Origin of the sequence: Streptomyces sp. NPDC056738, assembly GCF_042790435.1 — a bacterium.
Lineage (GTDB): Bacteria > Actinomycetota > Actinomycetes > Streptomycetales > Streptomycetaceae > Streptomyces.
Map to the genome: position 1 here is coordinate 256,949 of NZ_JBHTZF010000002.1, position 25,549 is coordinate 282,497.

Consider the following 25,549-nt stretch of genomic DNA (forward strand, 5'->3'; position numbering starts at 1 on the left):
GTACATGGCTACTATGTCCATGGCTACTATTTTTCGGAAGGTCCACCGCGCCGGTTCTGGGCCATGTGCCCCTCAATGGGCGGATAGATGGACTGACGAGAAGCCTCCGGCGGGGCTAGGTTGGGCGCCATGAGCAATCTTGATCGGGAGCCGGTACCCGCCCCCTGCGGCGGCCGCGGGTTCGTGGTGGCCGAGCCGGTGCGTGAACTCCTCAGCCCCCGCCGGGTCAAGCTCGGCGAGTCGACCGAGGTCCGCCGTCTGCTGCCCAACCTGGGCCGGCGCATGGTCGGTGCGTGGTGCTTCGTCGATCACTACGGTCCCGACGACATCGCCGACGAACCCGGCATGCAGGTCCCGCCGCACCCGCACATGGGCCTGCAGACCGTGAGCTGGCTGCACGAGGGCGAGGTGCTGCACCGCGACTCGACGGGCAGCCTCCAGACGATCCGCCCGCGCGAACTCGGCCTGATGACCTCGGGCCGCGCCATCAGCCACTCCGAGGAGAGCCCCCGCGCGCACTCCCGTCTGCTGCACGGCGCACAGCTCTGGGTCGCGCTGCCGGACAGTCACCGGCACACCGACCCGCACTTCGAACACCACGCCGAGCTGCCCGTCGTCACCGCCCCCGGCCTGCGGGCCACGCTCCTGCTGGGCACGCTCGACGGAACGGCCTCGCCCGGCACGACGTACACGCCCATCGTCGGCGCCGACCTGGCCCTGACGAGCGGCGCGGAGGTGCGCCTGCCCCTGGAGCCCGACTTCGAGTACGCCGTCCTCGTCATGTCCGGCGAGGCCCATGTCGACGGCGTGCCGGTGCTCCCGGGCTCCATGCTCTACCTCGGCTGCGGCCGCACCGAACTCCCGCTGCGCGCCATGTCGGACGCGGGCCTCATGCTGCTCGGCGGTGAGCCGTTCGACGAGGAACTGATCATGTGGTGGAACTTCATCGGCCGCACCCAGGAGGAGATCGAACAGGCCCGGGACGACTGGGCCAAGGGTGCGCGCTTCGGTGAAGTGAGGGGGTACGACGGTGCGCCGCTGTCGGCGCCGGAACTGCCCCCGCTTCCGCTGAAGCCGCGCGGAAGGGTGCGCTGACCGGAGCGCCGGCGGGGCGATCGCGCCGGCGGCGAGCGCGCTGGTGAGACCACCCTGGTGGAGCGTGCCCGGCAAGAAGCCCGGCAGGGCGGGAAGGCCGGCCGACGTGTGACACCCTCGTCCGCCGGCGGCCGATGTGCGACGACCTCGCCCGCCGGCGGCCGACGTGCGACATCCTCGCCCGCCGGCCGGCCGATGTGCCGCGACCTCGCCCGCCGGGAACTCCCCGCCGACGGACCAGACCGGCCGCGGACAGCTCCCCAGGGCGTCTACACGGTCCGGTTCGATCCGCGGGTCCGGTCCGAGGTCGTACGAACCGGCCTGGCCCGCTGTACGAGAGACGTGGCGGCCTTCTCCCACTCGGGGTGCTCGAAAGTGAACCCGGCCGCGCGCAGCCGCCCCGGCACGACGCGACGGCTCTTGAGTAGCAGCTCCGTGTCCGAGCGCAGTGCGAACGCCCCCAACTCGGCCATCCAGCGCGTCGCCGGCAGGCCCAGGGGGACGCCCCAGGCCGTACGCAGCGCCCGCATGAAGGCGCGGTGCGGAAGCGGCCCGGGCGAGGCGAGGTTCACCGGCCCGTCGAGGTCGTCCCGGGCGATCAGGAACTCCACCGCTCGCACGAAGTCCTCGTCGTGGATCCAGGAGACGTACTGCGCGCCGCCGGCGACCGGACCGCCCAGCCCGAGGCGCGCCAGCCGCGACAGCACGTCGAACACGCCGCCCCGATCCGGGCTCATGACCATCGCCGAGCGCAGCGCCACCTTGCGGGTCGCTGGAGTCTGCGCCTCGGCCTGCGCCCGCTCCCAGTTCCTCGCGATCTCGACGCTGTACGCCCAGTAGTCCGGCACCCCGGCCTCCGTGCCGCCGATCACCCCGGTCGCCTCGTCGTTCGCCGTGTCGAAGCTGTGGGCGTAGACCGTCGCCGTGCTCATCTGCAGCCAGACGCGCGGTGGCCGCGCGGCGGCGGCGATGGCCTCGCCGACCACCCGCGCCGAATCCACCCGGGAGTCCATCATGGCTCGCAGGTTCTCGGTGGTGTAGCGGCAGGAGACGCTGCGTCCGGCCAGGTTGATCACGGCATCGCAGCCGTCGATCGCCGCGGCCCAGGGGCCGAGCGTGGCCCCGTCCCATCCGACGTCGTGCGCCCGCGCGGGATGCCGGGTCACCACCGTGACCTCGTGGCCGGCCGCCGTCAGCGCGCGGTCGAGAATCGTGCCCACCTGTCCGGTTCCCCCGGGCAGCACTACCTTCATCGGACCCCCTCAACTTCCCTCGGCGTCAGCGTAGTCCCTCGTTTTGAACATGTTCAACTCGGGATTCCGGTGCATGTCGGCGCGAGGCGGCCGGCTCGGGTGGCGGGCCCCGTTCGATTTATTCGGCCCAGGCGCGCTCCAACTGGGTGTGGAAGGTGGCGGGCCGGCGCCCGATCAGCTCGGCCAGCGTCGGGTCGACAGCGGTGAACTCGCCATTCCGCGCCGCCGCGAAGATGCTCAGCATCAGGTCCGCGATCGGGGCCGGGGCGCCGTGCGCGAGGACCTGCTCGCGGAAGGTGTCGTCGGGGACGACGGTGCGGGTGAAGGGCCGTCCGGTGGCTCGCGTCGCGATCTCCGCGACGTCCCCGAAGTCGAGCGCCGCCGAGGCGGTGAGCGGCGGAGTGGCCCCTTCGAAGCGGGCGTCACCGAGGAGGATCGCGGCCGTGGCCTCGGCGAGGTCGTCGTGGCCGGTCCAGGTCACGGGGCCGTCGGCGGGGAGGGCGATGTCGCCGGTGTGACGGGCGGACTCCAGGAACTGCAAGGCGCTGGAGGCGTAGAAGCCGTTGCGCAGCGCGGTCCAGGGCAGGCCCGTGGCGCGCAGCATGTCCTCGGTCCGGGCGTGGTCGCGGCACGCCTGGAAGCGGGAGTCGTGGGCGGCGCCCATCTGGCTGGTGTAGAGGATGCGGCCGGCGCCGGCCTTCACGGCGGCGTCGACGGCGGCGCGGTGGCCGGTGACGCACTCCTCGCCCGTGCGGTCGAGGGAGACGAGGAGCAGGTGCTCGGCCCCCTCGAAGGCGTGCGCGAGCGAGGCGGGGTCGTCGAAGCTGCCCTGCCGGACGCGGACGCCGCGATCGGCGAGGTCCCCGGCCTTGCGGGGGTCGCGGACGCTGACGCCGACGCGGTCGGCGGGGACGCGTTCCAGGAGGTGCTCGACGGTGCGGCGGCCGAGCTTTCCGGTGGCTCCGGTCACGATGATCATGGCGTTCTCCCGGCGATGGTTTCAGTGGAATCACTTCAACGATAGCACCGATACTTCCAGTGGAATCAAATTCTCGATATCATCGGTACATGGTCAGAAGCGACTCCCCCGACACCCCTCGTCACCGCATCGTCGAGGCGGCCGTAGAGCTGCTGGAGAAGGGGGGCCCCGACGCGATGAGTACCCGAGCGGTCGCCGCCGCCGCCGGGATGCAGCCGCCGGCGATCTACCGCCTGTTCGGCGACAAGGAGGGGCTGCTGGAGGCGGTCGCCGAGCACGGCTACGGGCAGTTCCTGGAGAGCAAGCGCGCGCGGCTCGACCTCGACCCCGAGGACCCGGTGGAGGAGCTGCGCAGCGGCTGGGACCTGGTCGTGGAGTTCGGGGTCTCGCGCCCCGAGCTGTTCGCGGTGATGAACAGAGCCACCGGTCGGGGCGTGGACACGGCGCACCGTGCGGGCCTGGAGATCCTCTACGGCCGGGTGCGGCGACTGGCGGCCGGGGGATGGCTGCGGGTCGACGAGGAACTGGCCGCCCAGATCATCCAGGCCACCGGGCAGGGCGCGGTCACCACCTGGCACTCCACTCCCGCGGAACGCCGCACGCCAGAGCTGCTGACCGTCCTCCGCGAGGCCATGGTCGCCGCCGTCACCCGTGCCGAACCGACGGTGCCCGCCACCGAGACCGGCCCTGCCGCCGCGGCCCGCGCGTTGCGCGCGGCTCTCCCCGACGACGCCGATGTCCTGAGCGACGCCGAGCAGCGGCTGCTGCGCGAGTGGCTCACCCGCCTGGCGTCGGACGGTGGCACCTCGCGCGCCTGATCGCGGTCGGCGCGAGAGTCGTACCGTCGAGGCATGGACCCACGACGAACCGAGAGGGGTGCGATCACGTGAGCCGAATCCTGGTGACCGGCTCGGCGGACGGGCTGGGGCGGGCCGCGTCGGACGCGCTGCTGTCCGCCGGCCACGACGTCGTGGTGCACGCCCGCAACGAGCGGCGCGCGGCAGCCGTGCAGGACCTGGTCGGCCGCGGGGCGGGCCTGGTCGTGGGTGATTTCACGGATCGTGACGCGGTGCGGCGCATCGCCGCCGAACTCGACGCCGCCGCACCGCTCGACGCCGTGATCCACAACGCCGGCGTGTGGAGCGGGCCCGCCGTCATGCCGGTCAACATCATCGCCCCGTACCTGCTCACGGCCCTGCTGCGCGGGCCGCGCCGGCTCGTGTACCTGAGCAGCGGCTCGCACTACCAGGGATTCCCCTCCACCGACGGGATCGACTGGCGGGGCGACGGGCCCGGCTCGTACGCCGACAGCAAGCTGTTCGTGACGGCGCTCGCCGCCGCTGTGGCCCGACTGCGCCCCGAAGGGCCGAGCAACGCCGTGGACCCGGGCTGGGTGCCCACCAGGATGGGTGGCCCCGGGGCTCCCGACGATCTCGAACTCGGGCACCGGACACAGGTGTGGCTGGCCACGAGCGACGATCCGCAGGCCCTGACCAGTGGCGGCTACTGGTATCACCGGCAGCGGCAGGAGGCGCATCCTGCCGTGCACGACCAGGCCTTCCAGGACCGCCTGTTGCGCACGCTGGGCGAGGAGACCGGTACCGCCCTCGCCTGACCGGGGGCGGGGGAACGGGACCTGCCGCCTTCCCCGGCTCGGGGCGGACCGAGGAAGGCGGCGCGCGGTCCTGTGCGTCCGTCGGGTCAGACGGTCGGGACCGCGCCCACGGAGTCGTTCCGGACGTCGCGCCGGGACAGGGCGAGGTAGGCGACGAAGCCCACGATGGCGACGGTCCAGGAAGCGGTGACCGGGCCGAGGCCGAGGCCGAGACCTCCGCGCGCGTGGCCGAGCGCCATCCAGTCGGCGACCGACGCCCCGAGCGGGCGGGTGATGACGTACGCGGTCCAGAAGGCGGCGACCGCGTTCAGGGAACCCCAGCGGTGGGCGACGGCCGGGACCGCGATGGCGACGGCGTACAGGACGGCCGAGCCCAGGTAGCCGAGGCCGACCGTGGCGGACAGGTCCCCGGCCGCCGTGCCGAGCGCGAAGGTGGCGAGCACGGTCGCCCAGTAGAAGACCTCGCGGCGGCGGGTGCGGATGCTGTGGATCGAGAGGGTGCGCTCGCTCGCGTACCAGAGGGCGAACACGGCGCCGAGCACGACCAGGAACAGCGGCGTCGAGATCGCGTAGGGAACGCCGAGACCGACGTGGAGCACGTCCGCGGCCATGGTGCCGAACACGCTGACCATGACGATCGCGGTCCAGTAGATCCAGGCGACGTAGCGCCGGACGGCGAACTGGAGCGCCAGCGAGGCCGCGAGAGCCAGTCCGCCGAGCCCCACGGCGGGTACGGGCCCGAGCCGCTGGGCCAGGAGGTCGGAGGCGGTCTCACCCATGCCGGTGGTCAGCACCTTGATCACCCAGAAGTACAACGTGACTTCCGGGACCTTGCTCGCCAGGACGGCGGCGGGCGGGACGGCTGGGGAGGGACGGGTGAGATGGAGGTGCTCGGTGCTCATGGGCGGCACCATGACACGCCCGGACCCTCGCGCCACAGAGGGCTTTGCCATGGCTTGGACGCTTCTGGAGCAGGACTTGCCAGGAGCCGCGACGAGCCTGAACACAACCTGAACGGCCCGGCGGAACGCCTGGTCAGCGCCATGATCCCGGTGATACGAAAGGAGGTCGCGCGGGGTTCGCCGCCCCGCCGCGCGAAGCGTCGTTCACGCTCCCCCGACCAGGACGACCTCCAGGGTGCGGGGACCGTGCACGCCCTCCACCCGGTCCAGCTCGATGTCGCTGGTGGCGGACGGGCCGGAGATCCAGGTCAACGGGCGTGCGGGGTCGAGTCGTTCCATCGCCTGGGGGACCGAGGCCACCACCTGCCCGGGGACCAGGACGACACAGATGTGGTGGTCCGGGATCAGGGTGATCCGGCGTCGGCCCTGGTCCGGGCCGCCGTCGAGGACGATCGTCCCGGTCTCGGCGACGGCGAGGGCGCAACCGGTCACCACGCTCTCCACCTCGTCGAGCTCACGGGGCGTGCTCACGGCACGGTCCTCGACCCGGGCGGGTTGCGCCGCCGACATCCACGCGGGCGGCAGCCCGGGCGGCACGAGCACGTGCCGGGACCCGCGTTCGGCGAGCAACCGTGCGACGACGTGCGGCAGTTCGTCCTCGGTGGCGCGGTGCACGATCGCCCGGTAGTCCGCCAGGTTCTCCGCGAGCAGGTCCACCGTCTCCGCGACACTCCGAGCGCCGTGTTCCCGCAGATAGCTCCGGCCGACCGCTTGCTCGTAGCGGGCGTCCGGATCGGGCCGTCCGGGCCCGGGCGGGGTGTCGTCCCGGGGCACGTCCGCGAGGGCCCGCCGCACCCGTCCGAGGACAAGATCCCTGCTGTTCACTTCGTCATGTCCTTTCCACCCCGGGTGCGTTGCCACCACGCGCGGAACGATTCCGCCGGAACCGTGGGGAGTTCACGGGTCCCGCTCCACGCCCGGCCGGGGCCCGGCAGGGTCCGCGGATGGAAGCGGCGGGTCCCGGACGCCAGGCGCTGCCCGGCGCGCAGGGCTCCGGGACGGCTGAACGCCCAGCGCGCCGCGCGCATCGCCGCCCGCTCGGCGGCGTGTCCCCCGGCCGGCTTCAGGACGACCGTGTTGCCCTCCCGGGTCGCCCGCCCGCCCTGGACGATCCGCTCCCGCAGATGGACGAGCACCTCGGGGATGTCGATCGCGACCGGACAGACCTCGTAACAGGCGCCGCACAACGAGGAGGCGTACGGCAGGGAGGCGTCGATCTCGCTCGCGGTGCCCCGGAGCTGGGGGCTGAGGATCGCGCCGATCGGGCCCGGGTAGACCGAGCCGTAGGCGTGGCCGCCCGCCCGCTCGTACACCGGGCAGACGTTGAGGCACGCCGAGCAGCGGATGCAGCGCAGCGCCTGGCGTCCGACCTCGTCGGCGAGCGTGTCGGTGCGGCCGTTGTCCAGCAGGACCAGATGGAACGTCCGGGGACCGTCCCCGTCCGTGGTGCCCGTCCACATCGAGGTGTACGGGTTCATGCGCTCGGCCGTCGAGGAGCGCGGCAGGGTCTGGAGGAACACCTCCAGGTCCCGCCAGGTCGGCACGGTCTTCTCGATGCCGACGACCGAGATCAGGGTCTCGGGGAGCGTCAGGCACATCCGCCCGTTGCCCTCGGACTCGACGACCACGAGGGTGCCGGTCTCGGCGACCATGAAGTTGGCGCCGGAGATGCCGACCTTGGCGCGCAGGAACTTCTCGCGCAGATGCAGGCGTGCCGCCTCGGCCAGTTCCGCGGGCGTGTCGGTGAGCCCCTCGGGCGCCGGCCGGCCCCAGGCGCCCATCTCGCGGGCGAAGATGTCACGGATCTCGCCGCGGTTGCGGTGGATGGCCGGGACGAGGATGTGCGAGGGCCGGTCCTTGCCCAACTGCACGATGAGTTCGGCGAGATCGGTCTCGTACGCGTGGATGCCCGCGGCCTCCAGCGCCTCGTTGAGCCCGATCTCCTGCGTGGCCATCGACTTGACCTTGACGACCTCGCTCTCGCCGGTCGCCTTCACCAGGTCCGTGACGATCCGGTTGGCCTCCTCGGCGTCGGCGGCCCAGTGCACCACGCCGCCCGCGGCGGTCACCGACTCCTCCAACCGCACCAGGTAGTGGTCGAGATGACGGAGCGTCTGGTCCTTGATCCGCTTGCCCGCCTCGCGCAGCTCGGCCCAGTCGGAGACCTCGGCGACGGCCTTGGCGCGCTTGGCGCGGATGGTGTGGGTGGCGTGGCGCAGATTGCCGCGCAGGGTCGCGTTGCCGACCGCCTCGCGCGCGGCCTCCGGGAAGGCCGGCATGCCGACGAACGTTCCGCTCATGCCCGCGACTCCTCTGCCGTGCTCGCCAGGATCTCCGCGATGTGCACCGGCCGCATCCCCGTCCTGAGGCGGCCCATCGTGCCGCCGATGTGCATCAGACACGAGTTGTCCGCGGCGCACAGCACCTCGGCGCCCGTCGACTCGGCGTTGCGCACCTTGTCGGCGCCCATCGCGGCGGAGACGTCGGCGTTCTTGAGGGCGAAGGTGCCGCCGAAGCCGCAGCACTCCTCGGCGCCGGGCAGTTCCCGCAGTTCCAGCCCCCTCACGGCCCGGAGCAGCCGGAGCGGCCGGTCGCCGAGTCCCAGGCCGCGCAGCCCGTGGCAGGTGGGGTGATACGTCACGGTGTGCGGATAGTACGCGCCGACGTCCGTGACACCGAGGACGTCCACCAGGAACTCGGTGAGTTCGTACGTCTTCGGCACGACCGGCGCCAGCGTCCTGGCCAGCGTGTCGCCGCGGCCCTCCGCGCGGGCCCGTTCACCCATCCGCGGATACAGCTCCCGCACCATCGCCCCGCACGATCCGGACGGCGTCACGACGGCGTCGTACTCCCCGAACACCTCGGCGAAACGCCGGGCCAGCGGCTCGGCCTCATGGCGGTAGCCGGTGTTGTAGTGGGCCTGACCGCAACAGGTCTGCCCCATCGGGAAGTCGACGTCGACCCCCAGTCTGGACAGCAGGTTCACCACCGCGCGGCCCGTGTCCGGATACAGCGTGTCGTTGACACAGGTCAGGAACAGGGCGACACGCATCGCGGCTCCTCGGGGTCGGTCATGGACGGGTGCAGGGTACGCGGCGGGTACGCCGGGAAGGCGGCGCGCGCCCGCCGTCCGGGCGGCGCGTTCCACCGAACGCCCCACGGTGTGCGGCGCTTCACGGCGCGCCGAGCCTCGTCTCGGCCGCGCGCCACGCCGCCGTGTCGCCCCGCGGCTCGTAGCGCCGCAGCGGCTGGGTGCGCGCCACCAGGTCGCGCATCTCGGCGCGGTCGCCGACCAGCCCGTGCGCCCGCGCCTGGACGAGGACGTTGCCGAGCGCGGCCGCCTCCGCCGGGCCCGCCACGACGGGCAGCCCGCAGGCGTCGGCGGTGAGCCGGCACAGCAGCTCGTTGCGGGCGCCGCCGCCGACGATGTGCACGGCGTCGACCGGATGTCCGGTCAGGGACCGCGCCTGCTCGATCGCCCGGCGGTGCGCGAGCGCGAGGGAGTCGAGGATGCAGCGGGTGATCTCGGCGCGGGAGCCCGGCACCGGCTGGCCCGAGGCCCGGCAGGCGTCCGCGATCCGCGACGGCATCCGGCCCGGGGCGAGGAACGCCGTGTCGCCCCCGTCCACGACGGACCGCAGCGGCGCCACCTCCGCGGCGGCCGCCAGGAGTTCACCCAGGTCGGGGCCGCCCCACTCCCGTACGCACTCCTGGAGCAGCCACAGCCCCATGATGTTGCGGAGATGGCGGACCGTGCCGTCCAGGCCCAGTTCGTTGGTGAAGTTGGCGGCCCGGCTCGCCTCGGTGAGCACGGGCGCGTCCAGTTCGAGCCCCACCAGGGACCAGGTGCCGGTGCAGATGTAGGCGAAGCGTTCCCCGGTCGCGGGGACCGCGGCCACCGCCGAGGCCGTGTCGTGCGAACCGACCGTCGTCACCGGCACCGGGCCCCTCGTCCCGGTCTCCTCCAGCACGCGCGGCAGCAGCGTTCCGGCCGGGTCGCCGGGACGGCGCAGCGGCGGGAACAGCCGCAGATCGATCCTGAGCCGCTCCGCGAGGCCGTACGACCAGTCGCGTGTCCTCGGATCGATCAACTGCGTGGTGGAGGCGTTGGTGAGCTCGGTGCCCATCTCACCCGTGAGCCAGTACGCGAGCAGGTCCGGGACGAGCAACAGATGCCGGGCCGCGTCGAGTTGGGCGGAGGAGCGGGCCGCCGTGAGCTGGTACAGGGTGTTGAAGGGCGCGTACTGCAGCCCGGTCGCCCCGTAGAGTTCGGCGGCCGGCACGCTCGCCCACACCTTCTCCGCGACACCCTCGGTGCGCGCGTCGCGGTAGTGCACCGGGTTGCCCAGGAGGGCTCCGTCGGCGTCCAGCAGACCGTAGTCCACCGCCCAGCCGTCGATGCCGACGGAGTCCACCTGCCCGGCCGCGCGCAGTCCGTCGAGGACACCCGCGTACAGCCCGAGGACGTCCCAGCGCAGCCCCTCCGGGACGCGTACCGGCCGGTTCGGGAAGCGGTGCGCCTCGGTCAGGTCGAGCGTGCCCGGCCCGACGCGGCCGACCATGACGCGTCCGCTGGACGCGCCGAGGTCGACGGCGGCGAAGCTCTTGCGGTCCGTCATCGCAGGAAGGCGGCGGCGACGCCGGCGTCGACCGGGATGTGCAGCCCCGTGGTGTGCGTCAGGTCCCCGCCCGTCAGGGCGAACACGGCGGCCGCGACATGCTCCGGGAGCACCTCCCGCTTGAGGATGGTCCGTTGGGCGTAGAACTCGCCGAGCTTCTCCTCCTCAATGCCGTACGTCGCCGCCCGCTGCGCGCCCCAGCCGCCGGCGAAGATGCCGGACCCGCGCACGACACCGTCCGGGTTGACACCGTTGACCCGGATCCCGTGTGCCCCCAACTCGGCCGCCAGCAGCCGCACTTGGTGGGCCTGGTCGGCCTTGGTCGCGGAGTAGGCGATGTTGTTCGGGCCCGCGAAGACGGCGTTCTTGGAGGCGATGTAGACGACGTCGCCGCCCAGCTTCTGCGCGATCATGACCCGGGCCGCCTCGCGCGAGACGAGGAAGGAGCCGCGCGCCATGATGTCGTGTTGGAGGTCCCAGTCCTTCGCGGTGGTCTCCAGGAGCGGCTTGGAGACGGAGATGCCCGCGTTGTTGACCACCAGGTCGACACCGCCGAAGGCGAGCACCGCGCTCTTGAAGGCCTCGGCGATCTGCTCCTCGGAGGTGACGTCCACGGCCACGGCCACGGCCTTGTCTGGGCCGCCGAGTTCGGCGGCGACCCGCTCGGCGCTGGGGGCGTCGAGGTCGGCGACCACCACGCACGCGCCCTCGGCCACCAGCCGTTCGGCGATCGCCCGGCCGATCCCGCTGCCCGCGCCCGTCACCAGGGCGACCCGGGTCGCGAGCGGCTTGGGCTTCGGCATCCGCCGGAGCTTCGCCTCCTCCAGGGCCCAGTACTCGATGCGGAACTTCTCCGACTCCTCGATCGGCGCGTACGTCGAGACGGCCTCGGCCCCGCGCATCACGTTGATCGCGTTGACGTAGAACTCGCCCGCCACCCGGGCCGTCTGCTTGTCCTTGCCGAAGGAGAACATGCCGACTCCGGGGACCAGCACGATCGCCGGGTCCGCTCCCCGCATCGCGGGGGAGTCGGGCAGCGCGTGCCGCTCGTAGTAGGCGGCGTACTCCCGGCGGTACTCGGCGTGCAGCTCCGCGAGCCGCGCGACCGCCTCGTCGAGGGAGGCGGCCGGCGGGAGGTCGAGGACGAGCGGCCTGACCTTGGTGCGCAGGAAGTGGTCCGGGCACGAGGTCCCGAGAGCCGCGAGGCGCCCGTGCTCGGTGCGGGCGAGGAAGTCGAGCACCTCGTCGGAGTCGGTGAAGTGGCCGACCTGCGGGCGGTCCTGGGAGGCGACGGCCCGGATGTGCGGGGCGAGCGCGGCGGCCCGCTCACGACGTTCCGGCGCGGCGAGCGCCTCGTACCCCTGGACGACGGGTCCGAACGGCCCCGCCTTCCCCCGGCCGGCCAGGAAGTCCTCGGCGGTGCGGATGATATACAGCGAGTTGCGCTCGCACTCCTCGGCGGTGGCGCCCCACGCGGTGATGCCGTGGCCGCCCAGGACGCAGCCGACGGCCTCCGGGTTGGCCTCCTTGACCGCCGCGATGTCCAGCCCGAGCTGGAATCCGGGCCGCCGCCAGGGGACCCACACCACGCGGTCGCCGAAGCACTCGGCGGTCAGCTTCTCCCCGTCGGCCGCGCAGGCCAGCGCGATCCCCGAGTCGGGGTGCAGATGGTCGACGTGCGCCGCGTCGACGAGCCCGTGCATCGCCGTGTCGATGGACGGAGCGGCGCCGCCCTTGCCGTGCAGGCAGTAGTCGAACGCGGCGACCATCTCGTCCTCGCGCTCGACGCCCGGGTACACCGAGGTCATCGCGCGCAGCCGGTCGAGCCGCAGCACCGCGAGCCCGTCCTCGGTGAGGGTGCCGAGGTCCCCGCCGGACCCCTTCACCCACATCAGTTCCACGTCACCGCCGGTCACGGGGTCGGTGTCGGTGCCCTTCGCGGAGGTGTTGCCGCCCGCGTAGTTGGTGTTACGGGGATCGCCGCCCAGCCGACGCGACCGCGCCAGCAAAGCCTCGGCTTCCGGATGGGGTGCCATGTTCCAGGTCCTTTGAGAGAGGGGGAGGGGGAGCGCCCCGTCAGGGACGCGGGTGCGCGTGGAGGAGTGGGGAGGAGGAGCGCCTCGTCAGGGGCGCGGGCCCGCATGGAAGAGAGGCGAGAAGGAGCGCCCGTCAGGGGTGCGGGGAACTGCGCGACGAGCCACGACGCATCGCGCATCCCGCGGACTACGGTGTGGGGCAGACGCGACACGGGCTCGCTCGGACGAGAGGGAAGAGGAGCGCCCGTCAGGGGCGCGGGGAACTGCGCGACGAGCCACGACGCATGGCGCACCCCGCAGACCACGGAGTGGGGCAGACGCGACACGGCGGGGGCCGACGGGGCCGACGGGCCGACGAACCGACCGCGCCGGCCGGTCCAGCCCCCGCCGAGGGCCCCGCCCCAGAGAAGCGGACCCGAGCAACGGGCTAGGCCCCCCACCCCGCCTGGTTCCCCCCGACCCGCTCGGCAGCGATCCGCTCCCCCCACCCGGACCGCCGATACGCGGCCACCGGATCCGGGTCGAGCCCCAGCTCGGTGCGAACCTCCGCGAGCAGCGGCCGCACGTCCGTGCTGTAGGCGTCCATGAGCACCGCGTTGGCGGCCAGCACATCCCCGCTCCGCTGGGCCTCGGCGAGCGCGGCGCCGTCCACCAGGAGCGCCTTGGCCGTCGCCTCCTGCACGTTCATCACGGACCGGATGATCGCCGGGATCTTCGCCTCGATGTTGTGGCACTGGTCGAGCATGAAGGCGACGTCCGGCGTGAAGCCGCCGCCGCGGATCACCTCGTACATGATCCGGAAGAGCTGGAAGGGGTCGGCCGCGCCGACCATCAGGTCGTCGTCGGCGTAGAAGCGGGAGTTGAAGTCGAAGGCGCCGAGCTTGTTCTCGCGCAGCAGCGTGGCGACGATGAACTCGATGTTGGTGCCGGGGGCGTGGTGCCCGGTGTCGACCACGACCTGCGCCTTGGGGCCGAGCTTGAGGCAGTGCGCGTACGCCGTGCCCCAGTCGGGGACGTCGGTCGCGTAGAAGGCGGGCTCGAAGAACTTGTACTCCAGCAGCATCCGCTGGTCGTCGCCGAGCCGCGCGTAGACCTGGGAGAGGGCCTCCGCCAGCCGGTCCTGGCGTGCGCGGAGGTCGTCCTGGCCGGGGTAGTTCGTCCCGTCGGCGAACCACAGCTTCAGGTCCCGCGAACCCGTCGCGTCCATGATGTCGACGCAGTCGAGCAGGTGGCCCACGGCCTTGCGGCGCACGGCGGCGTCCGGGTGGCAGACGGAGCCGAGCCGGTAGTCGTCGTCCTGGAAGGTGTTGGAGTTGATCGCGCCCAGCTTCAGACCGCGCTCCTCGGCGTGCTTCGCCAGCGCCGCGTAGTCGTCGGTCCGGTCCCAGGGGATGTGCAGCGCGACGGTCGGGGCCGCGCCGGTGAACTCGTGCACCTTGGCCGCGTCGTCCAGCTTCTCCCACGGTGTGCGGGGCACACCCGGTTGCGCGAACACCTTGAATCTGGTTCCCGAGTTCCCGTACGCCCACGACGGCGTCTCGACGGCCTGGGTCTTGAGCGCGGCCTTCACCGCGGCGAACTCGGTCACTTCGGGGCTCCTACGACTTCGGGTGCGACAGCTTCAGGGAAAGGGCTGCTCTGAAACGATTCAGCAGCGAAGTTATGAGCCCCCCGAAGGGCTGTCAACCCCTCCGGCGCGGACCGATCACCGTGACCCTCTTGTGACACCGGACCGTCGAAGAATTTCGAGACGAACCCATTGACGCGACCTGGGTGGCATGCCTAACGTCCCGGCAATCCAATTGAAACCTTTCACGACGCTGTGGGGCCGTCCCGCCGGCGTCGTCGAGGAGCCCCTCATGACCCACCCGTCCGACACGGGACCGGCCCCGGTGCTGGCGCTGAAGGACCTCTCGAAGTCCTTCGGCGCCGTGCGCGCCCTGCGGGACGTGTCCCTGGAACTGTTCGCCGGTGAGGTGCACGCGCTCGCCGGAGAGAACGGCGCGGGCAAGTCGACCCTCATCAAGACGCTCGCCGGCGTGCACCGACCGGACGCCGGCCAGGTGCTGCTGGACGGCCGACCCACCGTCTTCCACGGCCCCGCCGACGCCCGCGACGCGGGCATCGCGGTGATCTACCAGGAGCCCACGCTCTTTCCCGACCTGTCCATCGCCGAGAACATCTTCATGGGCCGTCAGCCCCGGCGGGCGCTCGGTCGCATCGACCACAAGGCGACCCACGCGGCGACCGCGGCCCTCATGAAGCGCCTCGGCGTCGCGCTCGACCCCGATCGTCCGGCGCGCGGACTGTCCATCGCCGACCAGCAGATCGTCGAGATCGCCAAGGCGCTCTCCTTCGACGCCCGCGTGCTGATCATGGACGAGCCCACCGCCGCCCTCACCGGCAGCGAGGTGGCCCGGCTGTTCGGCGTGGTGCGCACCCTGCGCGAGCAGGGCTCCGCGGTGCTGTTCATCTCGCACCGGCTGGAGGAGATCTTCCAGATCTGCGGGCGCGTCACGGCCCTGCGCGACGGGGCCCTGATCTCCAGCGAGCCGCTGGAGGGCATGACGGAGGACGACCTCGTCCGCAGGATGGTCGGCCGCGACCTCGACGAGCTCTACCCCAAGCAGGACGTCGAGGCGGGCGACGTCGCCCTCAGCGTGCGGCGGCTGACTCGGGAGGGCGTCTTCACCGACGTCTCCTTCGAGGTCCGGCGCGGCGAGATCGTCGGACTCGCCGGACTCGTGGGCGCCGGCCGCACCGAGGTCGCGCGGTCGGTGTTCGGCGTGGACCGCTGGGACGCCGGAGAGGTGGAGGTCGAGGGCCGCGCGCTGACCAACGGCGCCCCCTCCGTCGCCATGGCGGCCGGACTGGCCCTCGTCCCCGAGGACCGGCGCGCCCAGGGCCTGGTGATGGACATGTCCATCGAGCGCAACATCGGCCTGACCGGGCTGCGGACGACGGTCAGGGCGGGCCTGATGGACCGCGGGGCCGAACGCAGCCGTTCCCTCGACTGGGCGGTCAGGCTCCAGGTGAAGTACGCCCGGATCGCCGACACCGTCGCCACGCTCTCCGGCGGCAACCAGCAGAAGGTCGTCCTCGCCAAATGGCTGGCCACCGGCCCCAAGGTGCTGATCGTCGACGAGCCGACCCGTGGCATCGACGTCGGCACCAAGGCCGAAGTGCACCGGCTGCTCGGCGAGTTGGCCGCCGACGGGGTGGCCGTCCTGATGATCTCCTCCGACCTGCCCGAGATCCTCGGCATGGCCGACCGCGTGCTCGTGATGCACGAGGGCCGGCTCACCGCCGAGATCCCACGCTCCGAAGCCACCGAGGAATCCGTGATGGCCGCCGCCACCGGGAGGGCCGCCGCATGACACCCGCCGACAGGGCCGCCCGCATGACATCCGGCGGGCAGGCCGCCCGCACGACATCCGGCGGGCAGGCCACCCGCATGACCACGATCATCCCCCGGAGGGCCGCCGCATGACGGTCACCGCGCCCACCCCCGCCCCCGCCACCGAGGTTCCCAGGTCCAGCGGCACCCGGCTCGTGGACCGCGTCTTCAAGATGCGCGAACTCGCCATCCTGGCCGTCTTCCTGGTGATGATCGCCGTCACCCAGCTCGGCAACAGCGAGTTCCTGTCCGAGCAGGGCATCAAGGACCTGCTGCTCAACGCGACGATCCTCGTGCTGGTCGCCACCGGCCAGTCGCTCGTCGTCATCACCCGCAACGTCGACCTGTCGGTCGGCTCGACCCTCGGCATCAGCGCCTTCGCGGCCGGCACCTACCTCCAGGGCGGCGGCGACCCCGTCGTCGCGGTCCTCCTCGCGGTGCTGCTCGGCGTCGGCTGCGGACTGGTCAACGGCGCGCTCGTCAGCCTCGGCCAGGTGCCCGCCCTCGTCGTCACCCTCGGCACCCTCTACATCATCCGCGGGCTCGACTCCATCTGGGTCGGCTCCCGTCAGATCACCGCGGCCGATCTCCCCGGCGGCTTCGTCGACTTCGGCTCCGGCGGCCTCTCTGCGGTCCCGTATCTCGCGCTGATCGCCCTGGCCGTCCTGGTGGTGGCCGCGTACTACCTCAAGCACTTCGGCAGCGGTCGCGAGCTCTACGCGCTCGGCTCCAACCCGGAGGCCGCGCGGCTCGCCGGCATCCCCGTCCGTAAACGCATCCTCACCGCGTACGTCGTCTGCGGCGGCCTCGCCGGACTCGCGGGCGCCCTCTATCTCGCCCGGTTCGGCAACGTCGACTCCGGAACCGGCAACGGCTACGAACTCACCGTCGTCAGCGCCGTCGTGGTCGGCGGCGTCGTCTTCACCGGCGGCTCCGGCAGCGTCTACGGCGCCGCGCTCGGCGCCCTGCTGCTCACCTCGGTCAACAGCGTCCTGCCCGCCCTCGGTGTCAGCTCCGTCTGGGTGCTCGCCATCAACGGTGTCCTGCTCATCCTCGCCATCGCGGTCGACCGGGTCGTCGCGCTGCGCGTGGCCTCCGCACTGAAGAAGAGGAACGCCCGCCATGGCTGACTCCGCTCTCGCGCGCGCCGTCCGCTGGGACACGGTCGTCGGCGCCCTCCTGATCGTCCTGCTGCTCTTCTCCTTCTCCTTCGTGGACGGCTTCGGCAACGCGCTCAACCTGTCGTTCCTGATCGGCAACACCCTGCCGATCGCTCTGATCGCCCTGCCGATGACCCTGCTCGTGGTGGCCGGCGAGATCGACCTGTCCGTCGCCTCCACGGCTGGGCTCTCCGGCTCGGTGATGGGCGCCCTGTGGAACCAGGGCATGGCGATCGAGACGATCATCCCGCTCTGCCTGGTGCTCGGCGTGGTGTGCGGGCTCGTCAACGGCCTGCTGGTGACCCGGCTCGGACTGCCCTCCCTCGCCGTCACCATCGGCACCCTCGCCGCCTACCGCGGCATCGCGCAGATCGTGCTCGGCTCCGACGCCGTCACCGACTTCCCCACCCAGTACCAGGACTTCGCGGCCGGACGCATCGGGGACAGCTTCGTCCCGCAGGCGCTCCCGCTCTTCCTGGTACTGCTCGCCGTCGCCGTCGTCGTGCTGCACGCCACCCCCTTCGGGCGCTCCGCGTTCGCGATCGGCGCCAACGAGGAGGCCGCCCGCTTCGCCGGCATCCGGGTCAGGCGGCAGAAGCTGATCCTGTTCGTCGCGACCGGCTTCATGGCCTCGCTGACCGGGGTGTTCTGGGCCCTGCACTACGCCAGCGCCCGCTACGACAACGCCACCGGCCTCGAACTGTCCGTCGTGGCCGCCGTCCTGCTCGGCGGCATCGACTTCGACGGCGGCAAGGGCACGCTCGGCGGCGCGATCGCGGGCGTCTTCCTGCTCGGCTCGCTCCAGAACGTGATGAGCCTCCTCAACGTGTCCGCGCAGTCGCAGATCGTCGTCACCGGCGTCCTGCTCGTCGTCTCCGTGCTCGGCCCCCGGGTCGGGCGCCAGATCTCCGTGGCGAGGGCGGGCCGCAGAGCCGCCGCCCCGACGCCGGTCCCGTAACTCCGCTCGGCTCAGCCCCGTACGCGTCACCTCGGTCCGCTCACCCTCGTAAAGGAACCCTCAGTCATGCGCACATCATCGATCCGCCGTACCTGCGCGGCGCTCGCCGCCGTCACCTCCCTCGCCCTGGCCGTCTCCGCCTGCGGTGGCACGACCAAGAACGACGTCAAGGACTCGGGCGGCTCCGGCGCCGCCGCCGGCGCCACGGCCGACCCGAACGCGGCCACCAAGAAGGGGCTCACCGTCGGCTTCCTGCCCAAGGCGGTCAACAACCCGTACTTCACCTCCGCGGACAAGGGCGGCGAGAAGGCGCTGACGGAACTGGGCTCCAAGTACAAGGAGGTCGGCACCAACAGCGCCACCGACACCAGCGGCCAGGTGAGTTACGTCAACACGCTCACCCAGCAGCAGGTCGACGCGATGGCCGTCTCCGCGCAGGACCCCGGGGCCCTGTGCACCGCGCTCAAGCAGGCCATGACGAACAAGATCAAGGTCGTCACGTACGACTCCGACACCAAGGCCGAGTGCCGCAACGCCTTCGTCTCGCAGGCGAGCGCCGAGGACCTCGGCCGCACCGAGGTGCAGCTGCTCGCCGAACAGATCGGCTACAAGGGCGAGATCGCGATCCTGTCCGCCGGGCAGACCGCCACGAACCAGAACACCTGGATCGACTACATGAAGCAGGAGCTGAAGGACCCCAAGTACAAGGACGTCAAGCTGGTCAAGATCGCCTACGGCAACGACGAGGCCCAGCAGTCCTTCCAGCAGACGCAGGGCCTGCTCCAGGAGCACCCGAACCTGAAGGGGATCATCTCCCCGACCACGGTGGGCATCAAGGCGGCCGCGCAGTACCTGTCCGGCTCCAAGTACAAGGGCAAGGTCAAGCTGACCGGCCTCGGTACCCCCAACGACATGCGCAAGTACGTCAAGAACGGCACGGTCGAGGGCTTCGAGCTGTGGGACCCGGCCAAGCTCGGCGAGCTGGCCGCGCGCACCGCCGTGGCGCTCGCCTCGGGGCAGATCACCGGCAAGGAGGGCGAGACCTTCAAGGCCGGCGCCATGGGCTCCTTCACCATCGGCAAGGACGGTGTGATCAGCCTCGGCAAGCCGACCGTCTTCGACGCGAAGAACATCGACCAGTTCGACTTCTGACGTCCCGCCGGGCCGGCGCCGCCACGGCGGGCCGGCCCGACTCCCAGGCCCCGGAGGGTCATCGATGCAGCGCGTGTGCTTTCTGCTGAAGGTCCGTGCGGACCGCCTCGACGAGTACCGCGAGCGGCACGCCGCCGTGTGGCCCGAGATGCTCGACGCGCTCTCGGCCACCGGCTGGCACAACTACTCGCTCTTCCTGCGCGAGGACGGTCTGCTGGTCGGCTACCTGGAGACCGAGGACTTCGCGGCCGCGCGGGCCGACATGGAAGCCACCGACGTCAACGCCCGCTGGCAGAAGGAGATGGCGCCGTTCTTCACCGCGTTGGACGGCGCCCGACCCGACGAGGCCATGACGCCCCTCACCGAGGTGTTTCACCTCGCCTGACGCGCACCGCCCGGCCGGCCCGCGCACCCGTACCGCCCGTTCCGCCGGCCGGCCTCGCGCACCCGTACCGCCCGCACGGGCCGAACCCGTCCGCCCGCAGCCCGATCGAGGAGCCCGTACATGAGACGACGCACCGTACTGACGACGGCCCTGCTGGGCACCGTGGCCGGTCCCGCGCTCGCGGCGGGGACGGCCCGGGCGGCCGTCCCCGGCCCCTCCGTGACGCGGACCGGCACCACCCGACTCGACCCGCAGGCCCTCTACTTCGTCTCCTACGACGGGCTGGTCAACAACAACTCGTTCCAGAAAAACGGCCTGTTGACCTACCGCGGCCACCAGTACGCGGCCTGGTACACCGGTGACCGCAGCGCGGTCGTCGCCCGCCGCGTCCTGGGCGCCTCCACCTGGTCCACGATCACGCTCGGCCACAAGCTCAAGAGCGACGACTCCCACGACGTGATCTCCATGGGCGTCTCCCGGACCGACGGCCGGCTGCACCTGAACATGGACTCCCACAGCGACGGCTTCTTCTACGTCAAGTCGGTGGCCGGGCTGCTCGACAACCCCACGTCCACGGCCTGGACCTCCGCCGTCCTCGGGGCCGTCCAGACCTCCCTGGACGGTCTGGCGCTCACCCCGCAGTTCACCTATCCGCAGTTCGTGGCGACGCCGGAGGGCCGCCTCCAGCTCTCGTACCGCGTCGGCGTCTCGGGGAACGGGCGCAACGCGCTGGCGGAGTACGACGGTTCGTCCTGGACCGCGCTCGGCGAGTGGTCCGCCTCCACCGGGACCTACACCGGCGCGCACGGGTCGAGCACCGCCCGCAACATGTACCTGCACGGGATCGACTACGACGTGAACGGGCGGCTGCACTCCTTCTTCACCTGGCGCGAGCAGAACGCCGCCGTGATGTGCAGCCCCGGCGGCATCACCAACCACGACACCGGATACGTCTACTCCACCGACCGGGGCCGGAGCTGGCGCAACGACGCGGGCACTGTCGTCGGCACGACGGGAACCGCGGGCACCGTCGCCGTCACCGACCCCGGACTCGTCGTCGACCCCCTCGACCCCGACCACTCCCTGATGAACCAGGAGAGCCAGGCCACCGACTCCGCGGGCCTGCCGCACGCGATCATCAGCTACGTGCCCGGACGCTTCGGGCAGTGCACCACCGACTACGTGAAGGACCGTACGGCGAACGGCCGGGCCTTCCACCTGCGCAAGGGCTCCGCGGGCGGCTGGACCAAGACCGAGATCCCCCTCGCCCTGAACTCCAGCCAGCGCACCAGACTGGTCCTCGACCGCTACGACAACGCCTACGCGATCCTGCCGTACGGGCGGATCGCGGGCGCCTCGAAGTCCTCCGGGCACACCGACTGGACCCTCCTGTTCGACGGCGCCGGCCTGAACGCCTTCGGCGAGGTCGTCATCGACGAGACACGCGTCCCACAGGACGGAACCCTGTCCGTCATGTACCAGGAGAAGTCCGCCGGCACCACGCCGTCGGCCCTGCACGTCGCCGATTTCCGCCTGCCCGCCTGACCCCTGGCTCCGGCCCTCTCGCGGATAATGTGAGGGCCCGCCCGCCGCTACTCGCTCTACTCGTGGAGGTTCCCGCCCGATGGTCCAGTCGGTGGGTATCAAGGACGTCGCCCGTGCCGCCGGAGTCTCGGTCGGCACGGTCTCCAACGTGATCAACCGCCCCGACTCGGTGGCATCCGAGACCAGGGCCCGCGTCCTGTCCGCCATCGACCGGCTCGGCTACGTGCGCAGCGAGTCGGCACGCCAGCTCCGGGCCGGACGCAGCCGGATCATGGGGCTCCTCGTCCTCGACATGGGCAACCCGTTCTTCGTGGACGTGGCGCGCGGCGCCGAGCGTGCCGCGCGGGAGGCCGGGCTCGGGGTGATGGTCTGCAACAGCGCCCAGTCCCCGAGCGAGGAGGCCGACTATCTGTCGCTCTTCGCCGAGCAGCGGGTGCGCGGCGTGCTGCTGACGCCGTCGGACGCGAGCGGGCGCAACATCGAGGCGTTCCGCCGCAACGGCATCCCGTTCGTGCTGGTCGACCGGGTGGCCGAGGGCACCACCGAGTGCTCGGTCTCCGTGGACGACGTGGCGGGCGGCGCGCTGGCCGTCCGGCACCTCGTGGACGCCGGGCACCGCTCGATCGCGTACGTCAGCGGACCACCCGGGCTCAGCCAGGTGAGGGACCGCCGTACGGGCGCCCTGAACGCCCTGCGTGAGGCGGGCCTCGGCCCGGAGAACCTGCGCGAGCTGCCCACCGAGCGCCTGGACGTGGCAGCCGGGCGCGACGCGGGCGCCCGGCTCCTCGGCCTCGCCGAGCGGCCCACCGCCGTCTTCTGCGCCAACGACCTGCTCGCCCTCGGCCTCCTCCAGGCGATGTACGCGGCCGGCGTCGGCGTGCCCGACGACCTCGCGATCGTCGGCTACGACGACATCGAGTTCGCGGCCGCCGCGGCCGTCCCGCTCACCTCCGTGCGCCAGCCCGCGGTCACCATGGGAGCCCTCGCGGCCGAGCTGCTCCTGGAGGAGATCGACGCGGAGACCGCGCCCACGCCGCACGAACACCGCCGCGTCGTGCTCCAGCCGGAACTGGTCGTGCGCCGCTCCAGCCTGGCGGCGCGCTGACCAGCGGTTCAGTTCCCCGTCACCGGCCCGCTGAGTCACTGTTCAGTTCGTCTTCCCGGTCCCCGGCCCGCGGAGCCCGGGCGACATGTGCTGAACTGGGACGCAGCCTGGAATCCGTACGACTCGGGAGACCTGTTGACCGTCAGCTACCGCCAGCCCGGTGTCGTCCTCACCGACCACCGTTTCACCGTGCCGCTCGACCACGACCGACCGGCGGGCGAGACCATCGACCTGTTCGCCCGCGAGGTCGTCGCGAGCGACAAGGCGCACCAGAACCTGCCGTGGATGGTCTACCTCCAGGGCGGCCCCGGCTTCGGGGCGAATCGTTTCGTCGGCCGTCAGGCCTGGCTCGACCGGGCCCTGAAGGACTTCCGCGTCCTGCTCCTCGACCAGCGCGGCACCGGACACTCCACACCCGCCAACCGGCAGACCCTCCCGCTGCGCGGCGGCGCCCGCGAGCAGGCCGACTACCTCGCCCTCTTTCGCGCCGACTCCATCGTCCGCGACTGCGAGGCCATCCGGCCCGCCCTCACCGGCGGCGCCCCCTGGACGGTCCTCGGCCAGAGCTTCGGCGGCTTCTGCACCGTGCACTACCTCTCCAGCGCCCCCGAAGGGCTGAGCGCCGCCGTCGTCACCGGCGGTCTGCCCTCGCTCGACGGGCACGCGGACGACGTGTACCGCGCCGCCTACCCGCGCATCGAACGCAAGGTCGCCGCGCACTACGCCCGCTACCCGCAGGACGTCGAGCGCGCCCGCCGCATCGCGGAGTACCTGCTCCAGCACGAGCCGGTGCTCGGCGGCGGCTACCGCCTGACCGCCGAGGCCTTCCAGTCGCTCGGCATCCTCCTCGGCGGCAGCGACGGCAGCCACCGCCTGCACTACCTGCTGGAGGACGCCTTCGTGCGCACCCCGCAGGGCCACGCGCTCTCCGACGCCTTCCAGGAGGAGGTCCAGTCGCTCCTGTCGTACGCGGGCCACCCCCTGTACGCGCTCGTCCACGAGGCCATCTACGCCCAGGGCGGCCGGCCCACCGCCTGGTCCGCCGAGCGGGTGCGCGCCGAGTTCCCGCAGTTCGACGCGGCCAAGACGCTCGCGGACGACGGGCCGCTGCTGTTCACCGGCGAGTCCGTGCACCCCTGGATGTTCGAGTCCGACCCGGCTCTGCGCCCGCTGCGCGACACCGCCGAGGAGCTGGCCGCCCGCACCGACTGGGCGCCGCTGTACGACCCGGCCCGGCTCGCGGTGAACGAGGTGCCGGTGGCGGCGGCGGTCTACCACGACGACATGTACGTCGACGCCGGCCACTCCCTGGCCACCGCCCGTGCCGTGCGGGGTCTGCGCACCTGGGTGACCGACGAGTTCGAGCACGACGGGGTGCGGGCCGGCGGTCCGCGCGTCCTGGACCGGCTGCTCGCGCTCACGCGCGACGACGTCTGATCCGGCCGTCCTCCTCTAGGATTCTGACGGACCGTCAGAATCCTGAGGGGGTACGGATGATCGACACCACCCGCACGGACGTCCCGGAGGACGAGCGACGCCTGCGCCTCGACGTCGAGGACGGCATCGGCGTCCTCACCCTGTGCCGGCCCGCGAAGCTCAACGCCTGGAGCTGGGAGGCCACCCGTCAACTCGGCCTGATCGCCGACCGGATCCGCTTCGACCCGTCGGTCCGGGCGGTGCTCCTGCGGGCCGAGGGGCGCGCCTTCTGCGCCGGGATCGACGTGAGCGCCCCGGGCGGCGCGATCACCGGCCGCTCGGGTGCCGAGCGCGCCCGCGCCTACTACGAGGGCATCCGCTGGGCGCACGAGCGCTTCGCGGCCTTCGCGCGGCTGCCGCAGCCCGTCGTCGCGGCCGTCCAGGGCTACTGCCTCGGCTTCGGGTTCGAGCTCGCGCTGATGGCGGACATCAGGATCGCCTCCCGCGACGCCGTGTTCGCCCTGCCCGAGGCCCAGTTGGGGCTCGCCGTCGACGCCGGCGGAGACCTGCGGATCGCCCGCGAGGCGGGCGCGGGATGGGCGAAGTACCTGGCGCTGACCGGGAGACGGCTCGACGCGGCGACGGCAGAACGCCTGCGCCTCGTCCAACTCCTCACGGACGAAACCGCGTTGGACGAGACGGCCCGAACCGTCGCCGCCGAGATCGCGGCGAACGCGCCGCTCGCCGTGCAGGGCGTCAAACACGGCATCGACGCCTACGCCGAAGCCCCGCTGACCGCCGCCCTCGACCGGACCGCCCTGTCGGCCGCGCTCACCCTCACCTCGGACGACGCGGCCGAGGGATACACGGCCAAGGGCGCCCGCCGCGCGCCCCGCTTCGAGGGGAAGTGACCCACGTGTTTTGATCGGTCACTGTTGTGTACGACGAGACAGGCAGGGGGGACCGATGCACGACAGTGAACTTCTCGCGGACAGGTTCGAGGAGCACCGGGGCCAGCTGCGGGCGGTGGCCTACCGGATGCTCGGATCGCTGAGCGAGGCGGACGACGCCGTCCAGGAGACATGGCTGAAGCTCGGCCGCACCGACCCGGACGAGATCAGGAACCTGGCCGGCTGGCTGACCACCGTGACCGGCCGGGTGTGTCTGGACATGCTGCGGTCCCGCACCGCGCGCCGCGAGGACCCGCTGGAGCCCTCGGGCACCTTCGTGCCCGACCCCGTCGTCAGCCCCCTGGACCGGATCGACCCCGAACAGGAGGTGCTGCTGGCCGACTCGGTCGGTCTGGCCCTCCTCGTGGTCCTGGAGACGCTGGAGCCCGCCGAACGGCTCGCCTTCGTCCTGCACGACATGTTCGCGGTGCCCTTCGACGACATCGCGCCCATCGTGGGCCGGAACACCGCCGCCACCCGGCAGCTCGCCAGCCGGGCGCGACGGCGCGTCAAGGGAGCCGCCCCCGAGCCCGAGCGGGACGCCGTCCGGCAGCGCGAGGTCCTCGACGCCTTCCTCGCGGCGTCACGCGGAGGCGACTTCGAGGCGCTCGTCGCCGTCCTCGACCCCGATGTCGTGCTGCGCGCCGACGCGGGCGCGCTGGTCGGCGGCGTGACCGTGTCCAAGCTGGTGCGCGGGGCCGAGGCGGTGGCCGGTCAGGCCCTCGCCTTCCGCCGGTTCGCGGCGAGTTCGCGGCTCGTCCGGGTCAACGGGGAGGCGGGTGTCGTCGCGATCGTGGACGGCCGGCCGCAGTCGGTCATGGGCGTCACCGTCGCCGACGGCAGGATCGTCGCGATGTACATCCTGGCCGACCCCGACCGGCTCGCCCGGCTCGACCTTGCGGGGGACAAGCCGGGGGAGTGA

The 25,549-nt window shown here is 72.1% G+C and carries 22 protein-coding genes; 13 read left to right on the forward strand and 9 right to left on the reverse strand.

Going from position 1 to position 25,549, the window contains the following annotated elements; translation table 11 throughout:
• The first annotated feature begins 129 nt into the window (after window positions 1-129).
• Window positions 130-1,095: a pirin family protein gene (locus ACFRIC_RS04840; protein ID WP_382779414.1), complete on the forward strand. Its 966-nt coding sequence runs from the start codon at window positions 130-132 to the stop codon at window positions 1,093-1,095.
• A gap of 269 nt (window positions 1,096-1,364) precedes the next feature.
• Here the strand turns inward: ACFRIC_RS04840 and ACFRIC_RS04845 are convergent, their stop codons facing one another.
• Window positions 1,365-2,348 carry a TIGR01777 family oxidoreductase gene (locus ACFRIC_RS04845; protein WP_382779417.1) on the reverse strand — a complete coding sequence of 328 codons (984 nt, stop codon included), beginning with the start codon at window positions 2,346-2,348 and terminating at the stop codon, window positions 1,365-1,367.
• Between the two features lie 118 nt (window positions 2,349-2,466).
• Window positions 2,467-3,327 (reverse strand): SDR family oxidoreductase, encoded by an 861-nt coding sequence (locus ACFRIC_RS04850; RefSeq protein WP_382779420.1) that lies wholly within the window; start codon window positions 3,325-3,327, stop codon window positions 2,467-2,469.
• 89 nt (window positions 3,328-3,416) lie between these two features.
• Here ACFRIC_RS04850 and ACFRIC_RS04855 point away from each other — a divergent pair, with 89 nt between their 5' ends.
• Both ACFRIC_RS04855 and ACFRIC_RS04860 read left to right on the forward strand, forming a co-directional pair.
• Window positions 3,417-4,145 carry a TetR/AcrR family transcriptional regulator gene (locus tag ACFRIC_RS04855; RefSeq protein WP_382779423.1) on the forward strand — a complete coding sequence of 243 codons (729 nt, stop codon included), beginning with the start codon at window positions 3,417-3,419 and terminating at the stop codon, window positions 4,143-4,145.
• Between the two features lie 68 nt (window positions 4,146-4,213).
• Complete coding sequence (locus tag ACFRIC_RS04860) at window positions 4,214-4,942, forward strand: SDR family NAD(P)-dependent oxidoreductase (protein ID WP_382779425.1); 729 nt, start codon at window positions 4,214-4,216, stop codon at window positions 4,940-4,942.
• Between the two features lie 86 nt (window positions 4,943-5,028).
• On the opposite strand, the gene ACFRIC_RS04865 is transcribed toward ACFRIC_RS04860, so the two are convergent.
• From ACFRIC_RS04865 to rhaI, 7 genes are all read right to left on the reverse strand, one after another.
• Window positions 5,029-5,844, reverse strand: a complete 816-nt coding sequence (locus ACFRIC_RS04865; RefSeq protein ID WP_382779428.1) for a hypothetical protein — start codon at window positions 5,842-5,844, stop codon at window positions 5,029-5,031.
• 204 nt (window positions 5,845-6,048) lie between these two features.
• Window positions 6,049-6,729, reverse strand: a complete 681-nt coding sequence (locus tag ACFRIC_RS04870; RefSeq protein ID WP_382779431.1) for a lactate utilization protein C — start codon at window positions 6,727-6,729, stop codon at window positions 6,049-6,051.
• Window positions 6,726-8,204 carry a LutB/LldF family L-lactate oxidation iron-sulfur protein gene (locus ACFRIC_RS04875; RefSeq protein WP_382779434.1) on the reverse strand — a complete coding sequence of 493 codons (1,479 nt, stop codon included), beginning with the start codon at window positions 8,202-8,204 and terminating at the stop codon, window positions 6,726-6,728. The genes ACFRIC_RS04870 and ACFRIC_RS04875 overlap by 4 nt, the downstream gene beginning before the upstream one ends.
• Window positions 8,201-8,956 carry a (Fe-S)-binding protein gene (locus ACFRIC_RS04880; RefSeq protein WP_382779437.1) on the reverse strand — a complete coding sequence of 252 codons (756 nt, stop codon included), beginning with the start codon at window positions 8,954-8,956 and terminating at the stop codon, window positions 8,201-8,203. Before ACFRIC_RS04880 ends, ACFRIC_RS04875 begins: the two co-directional genes overlap by 4 nt.
• 121 nt (window positions 8,957-9,077) lie before the next feature.
• Window positions 9,078-10,523, reverse strand: a complete 1,446-nt coding sequence (locus ACFRIC_RS04885; protein ID WP_382779440.1) for a rhamnulokinase family protein — start codon at window positions 10,521-10,523, stop codon at window positions 9,078-9,080.
• On the reverse strand, window positions 10,520-12,559 hold the full coding sequence (locus tag ACFRIC_RS04890; protein ID WP_382779442.1) for a bifunctional aldolase/short-chain dehydrogenase: 2,040 nt from the start codon (window positions 12,557-12,559) through the stop codon (window positions 10,520-10,522). Before ACFRIC_RS04890 ends, ACFRIC_RS04885 begins: the two co-directional genes overlap by 4 nt.
• A 427-nt stretch (window positions 12,560-12,986) precedes the next feature.
• Window positions 12,987-14,147, reverse strand: a complete 1,161-nt coding sequence (rhaI, locus tag ACFRIC_RS04895) for an L-rhamnose isomerase (RefSeq protein ID WP_382779445.1) — start codon at window positions 14,145-14,147, stop codon at window positions 12,987-12,989.
• A 271-nt stretch (window positions 14,148-14,418) separates the two neighbouring features.
• On the opposite strand from rhaI, the gene ACFRIC_RS04900 reads away from it, so the two are divergent.
• The 10 genes from ACFRIC_RS04900 to sigJ all read left to right on the forward strand — a co-directional run bounded on the left by ACFRIC_RS04900 (window position 14,419) and on the right by sigJ (window position 25,549).
• A complete protein-coding gene (locus ACFRIC_RS04900) occupies window positions 14,419-15,936 on the forward strand; it encodes a sugar ABC transporter ATP-binding protein (protein ID WP_382779448.1) in 1,518 nt (505 codons plus the stop codon).
• A 109-nt stretch (window positions 15,937-16,045) separates the two neighbouring features.
• Window positions 16,046-17,086, forward strand: a complete 1,041-nt coding sequence (locus tag ACFRIC_RS04905; protein ID WP_382779451.1) for an ABC transporter permease — start codon at window positions 16,046-16,048, stop codon at window positions 17,084-17,086.
• The gene (locus ACFRIC_RS04910; protein ID WP_382779453.1) at window positions 17,079-18,074 is read left to right on the forward strand and encodes an ABC transporter permease; all 996 of its coding nucleotides are present in this window, start codon (window positions 17,079-17,081) and stop codon (window positions 18,072-18,074) included. Before ACFRIC_RS04905 ends, ACFRIC_RS04910 begins: the two co-directional genes overlap by 8 nt.
• Before the next feature lie 66 nt (window positions 18,075-18,140).
• A complete protein-coding gene (gene rhaS / locus ACFRIC_RS04915) occupies window positions 18,141-19,226 on the forward strand; it encodes a rhamnose ABC transporter substrate-binding protein (RefSeq protein WP_382779456.1) in 1,086 nt (361 codons plus the stop codon).
• Between the two features lie 64 nt (window positions 19,227-19,290).
• On the forward strand, window positions 19,291-19,611 hold the full coding sequence (locus ACFRIC_RS04920; protein ID WP_382779458.1) for an L-rhamnose mutarotase: 321 nt from the start codon (window positions 19,291-19,293) through the stop codon (window positions 19,609-19,611).
• A 120-nt stretch (window positions 19,612-19,731) separates the two neighbouring features.
• On the forward strand, window positions 19,732-21,156 hold the full coding sequence (locus tag ACFRIC_RS04925) for a BNR repeat-containing protein (RefSeq protein ID WP_382779461.1): 1,425 nt from the start codon (window positions 19,732-19,734) through the stop codon (window positions 21,154-21,156).
• Window positions 21,157-21,235: 79 nt separating this feature from the next.
• Window positions 21,236-22,261: a LacI family DNA-binding transcriptional regulator gene (locus ACFRIC_RS04930; protein ID WP_382779464.1), complete on the forward strand. Its 1,026-nt coding sequence runs from the start codon at window positions 21,236-21,238 to the stop codon at window positions 22,259-22,261.
• A 135-nt stretch (window positions 22,262-22,396) separates the two neighbouring features.
• Window positions 22,397-23,698, forward strand: coding sequence for an alpha/beta fold hydrolase (locus tag ACFRIC_RS04935; RefSeq protein ID WP_382779466.1), 1,302 nt, complete (start codon window positions 22,397-22,399; stop codon window positions 23,696-23,698).
• Between the two features lie 56 nt (window positions 23,699-23,754).
• Window positions 23,755-24,588 (forward strand): enoyl-CoA hydratase/isomerase family protein, encoded by an 834-nt coding sequence (locus ACFRIC_RS04940; protein WP_382779469.1) that lies wholly within the window; start codon window positions 23,755-23,757, stop codon window positions 24,586-24,588.
• A 55-nt stretch (window positions 24,589-24,643) separates the two neighbouring features.
• Window positions 24,644-25,549 (forward strand): RNA polymerase sigma factor SigJ, encoded by a 906-nt coding sequence (gene sigJ, locus ACFRIC_RS04945; protein ID WP_382779472.1) that lies wholly within the window; start codon window positions 24,644-24,646, stop codon window positions 25,547-25,549.

Excerpts from the sequence above, each read along its gene's own strand:
- ACFRIC_RS04865 (WP_382779428.1), bottom strand. The coding sequence starts at position 5,844 with ATGAGCACCGAGCACCTCCATCTCACCCGTCCCTCCCCAGCCGTCCCG.
- ACFRIC_RS04910 (WP_382779453.1), top strand. The coding sequence starts at position 17,079 with ATGGCTGACTCCGCTCTCGCGCGCGCCGTCCGCTGGGACACGGTCGTC.
- ACFRIC_RS04900 (WP_382779448.1), top strand. The coding sequence starts at position 14,419 with ATGACCCACCCGTCCGACACGGGACCGGCCCCGGTGCTGGCGCTGAAG.
- ACFRIC_RS04845 (WP_382779417.1), bottom strand. The coding sequence starts at position 2,348 with ATGAAGGTAGTGCTGCCCGGGGGAACCGGACAGGTGGGCACGATTCTC.
- ACFRIC_RS04890 (WP_382779442.1), bottom strand. The coding sequence starts at position 12,559 with ATGGCACCCCATCCGGAAGCCGAGGCTTTGCTGGCGCGGTCGCGTCGG.
- ACFRIC_RS04925 (WP_382779461.1), top strand. The coding sequence starts at position 19,732 with ATGAGACGACGCACCGTACTGACGACGGCCCTGCTGGGCACCGTGGCC.
- ACFRIC_RS04885 (WP_382779440.1), bottom strand. The coding sequence starts at position 10,523 with ATGACGGACCGCAAGAGCTTCGCCGCCGTCGACCTCGGCGCGTCCAGC.
- ACFRIC_RS04875 (WP_382779434.1), bottom strand. The coding sequence starts at position 8,204 with ATGAGCGGAACGTTCGTCGGCATGCCGGCCTTCCCGGAGGCCGCGCGC.
- ACFRIC_RS04930 (WP_382779464.1), top strand. The coding sequence starts at position 21,236 with ATGGTCCAGTCGGTGGGTATCAAGGACGTCGCCCGTGCCGCCGGAGTC.
- ACFRIC_RS04880 (WP_382779437.1), bottom strand. The coding sequence starts at position 8,956 with ATGCGTGTCGCCCTGTTCCTGACCTGTGTCAACGACACGCTGTATCCG.
- ACFRIC_RS04905 (WP_382779451.1), top strand. The coding sequence starts at position 16,046 with ATGACGGTCACCGCGCCCACCCCCGCCCCCGCCACCGAGGTTCCCAGG.
- ACFRIC_RS04940 (WP_382779469.1), top strand. The coding sequence starts at position 23,755 with ATGATCGACACCACCCGCACGGACGTCCCGGAGGACGAGCGACGCCTG.
- rhaS (WP_382779456.1), top strand. The coding sequence starts at position 18,141 with ATGCGCACATCATCGATCCGCCGTACCTGCGCGGCGCTCGCCGCCGTC.
- ACFRIC_RS04840 (WP_382779414.1), top strand. The coding sequence starts at position 130 with ATGAGCAATCTTGATCGGGAGCCGGTACCCGCCCCCTGCGGCGGCCGC.
- ACFRIC_RS04855 (WP_382779423.1), top strand. The coding sequence starts at position 3,417 with ATGGTCAGAAGCGACTCCCCCGACACCCCTCGTCACCGCATCGTCGAG.
- ACFRIC_RS04850 (WP_382779420.1), bottom strand. The coding sequence starts at position 3,327 with ATGATCATCGTGACCGGAGCCACCGGAAAGCTCGGCCGCCGCACCGTC.
- sigJ (WP_382779472.1), top strand. The coding sequence starts at position 24,644 with ATGCACGACAGTGAACTTCTCGCGGACAGGTTCGAGGAGCACCGGGGC.
- ACFRIC_RS04920 (WP_382779458.1), top strand. The coding sequence starts at position 19,291 with ATGCAGCGCGTGTGCTTTCTGCTGAAGGTCCGTGCGGACCGCCTCGAC.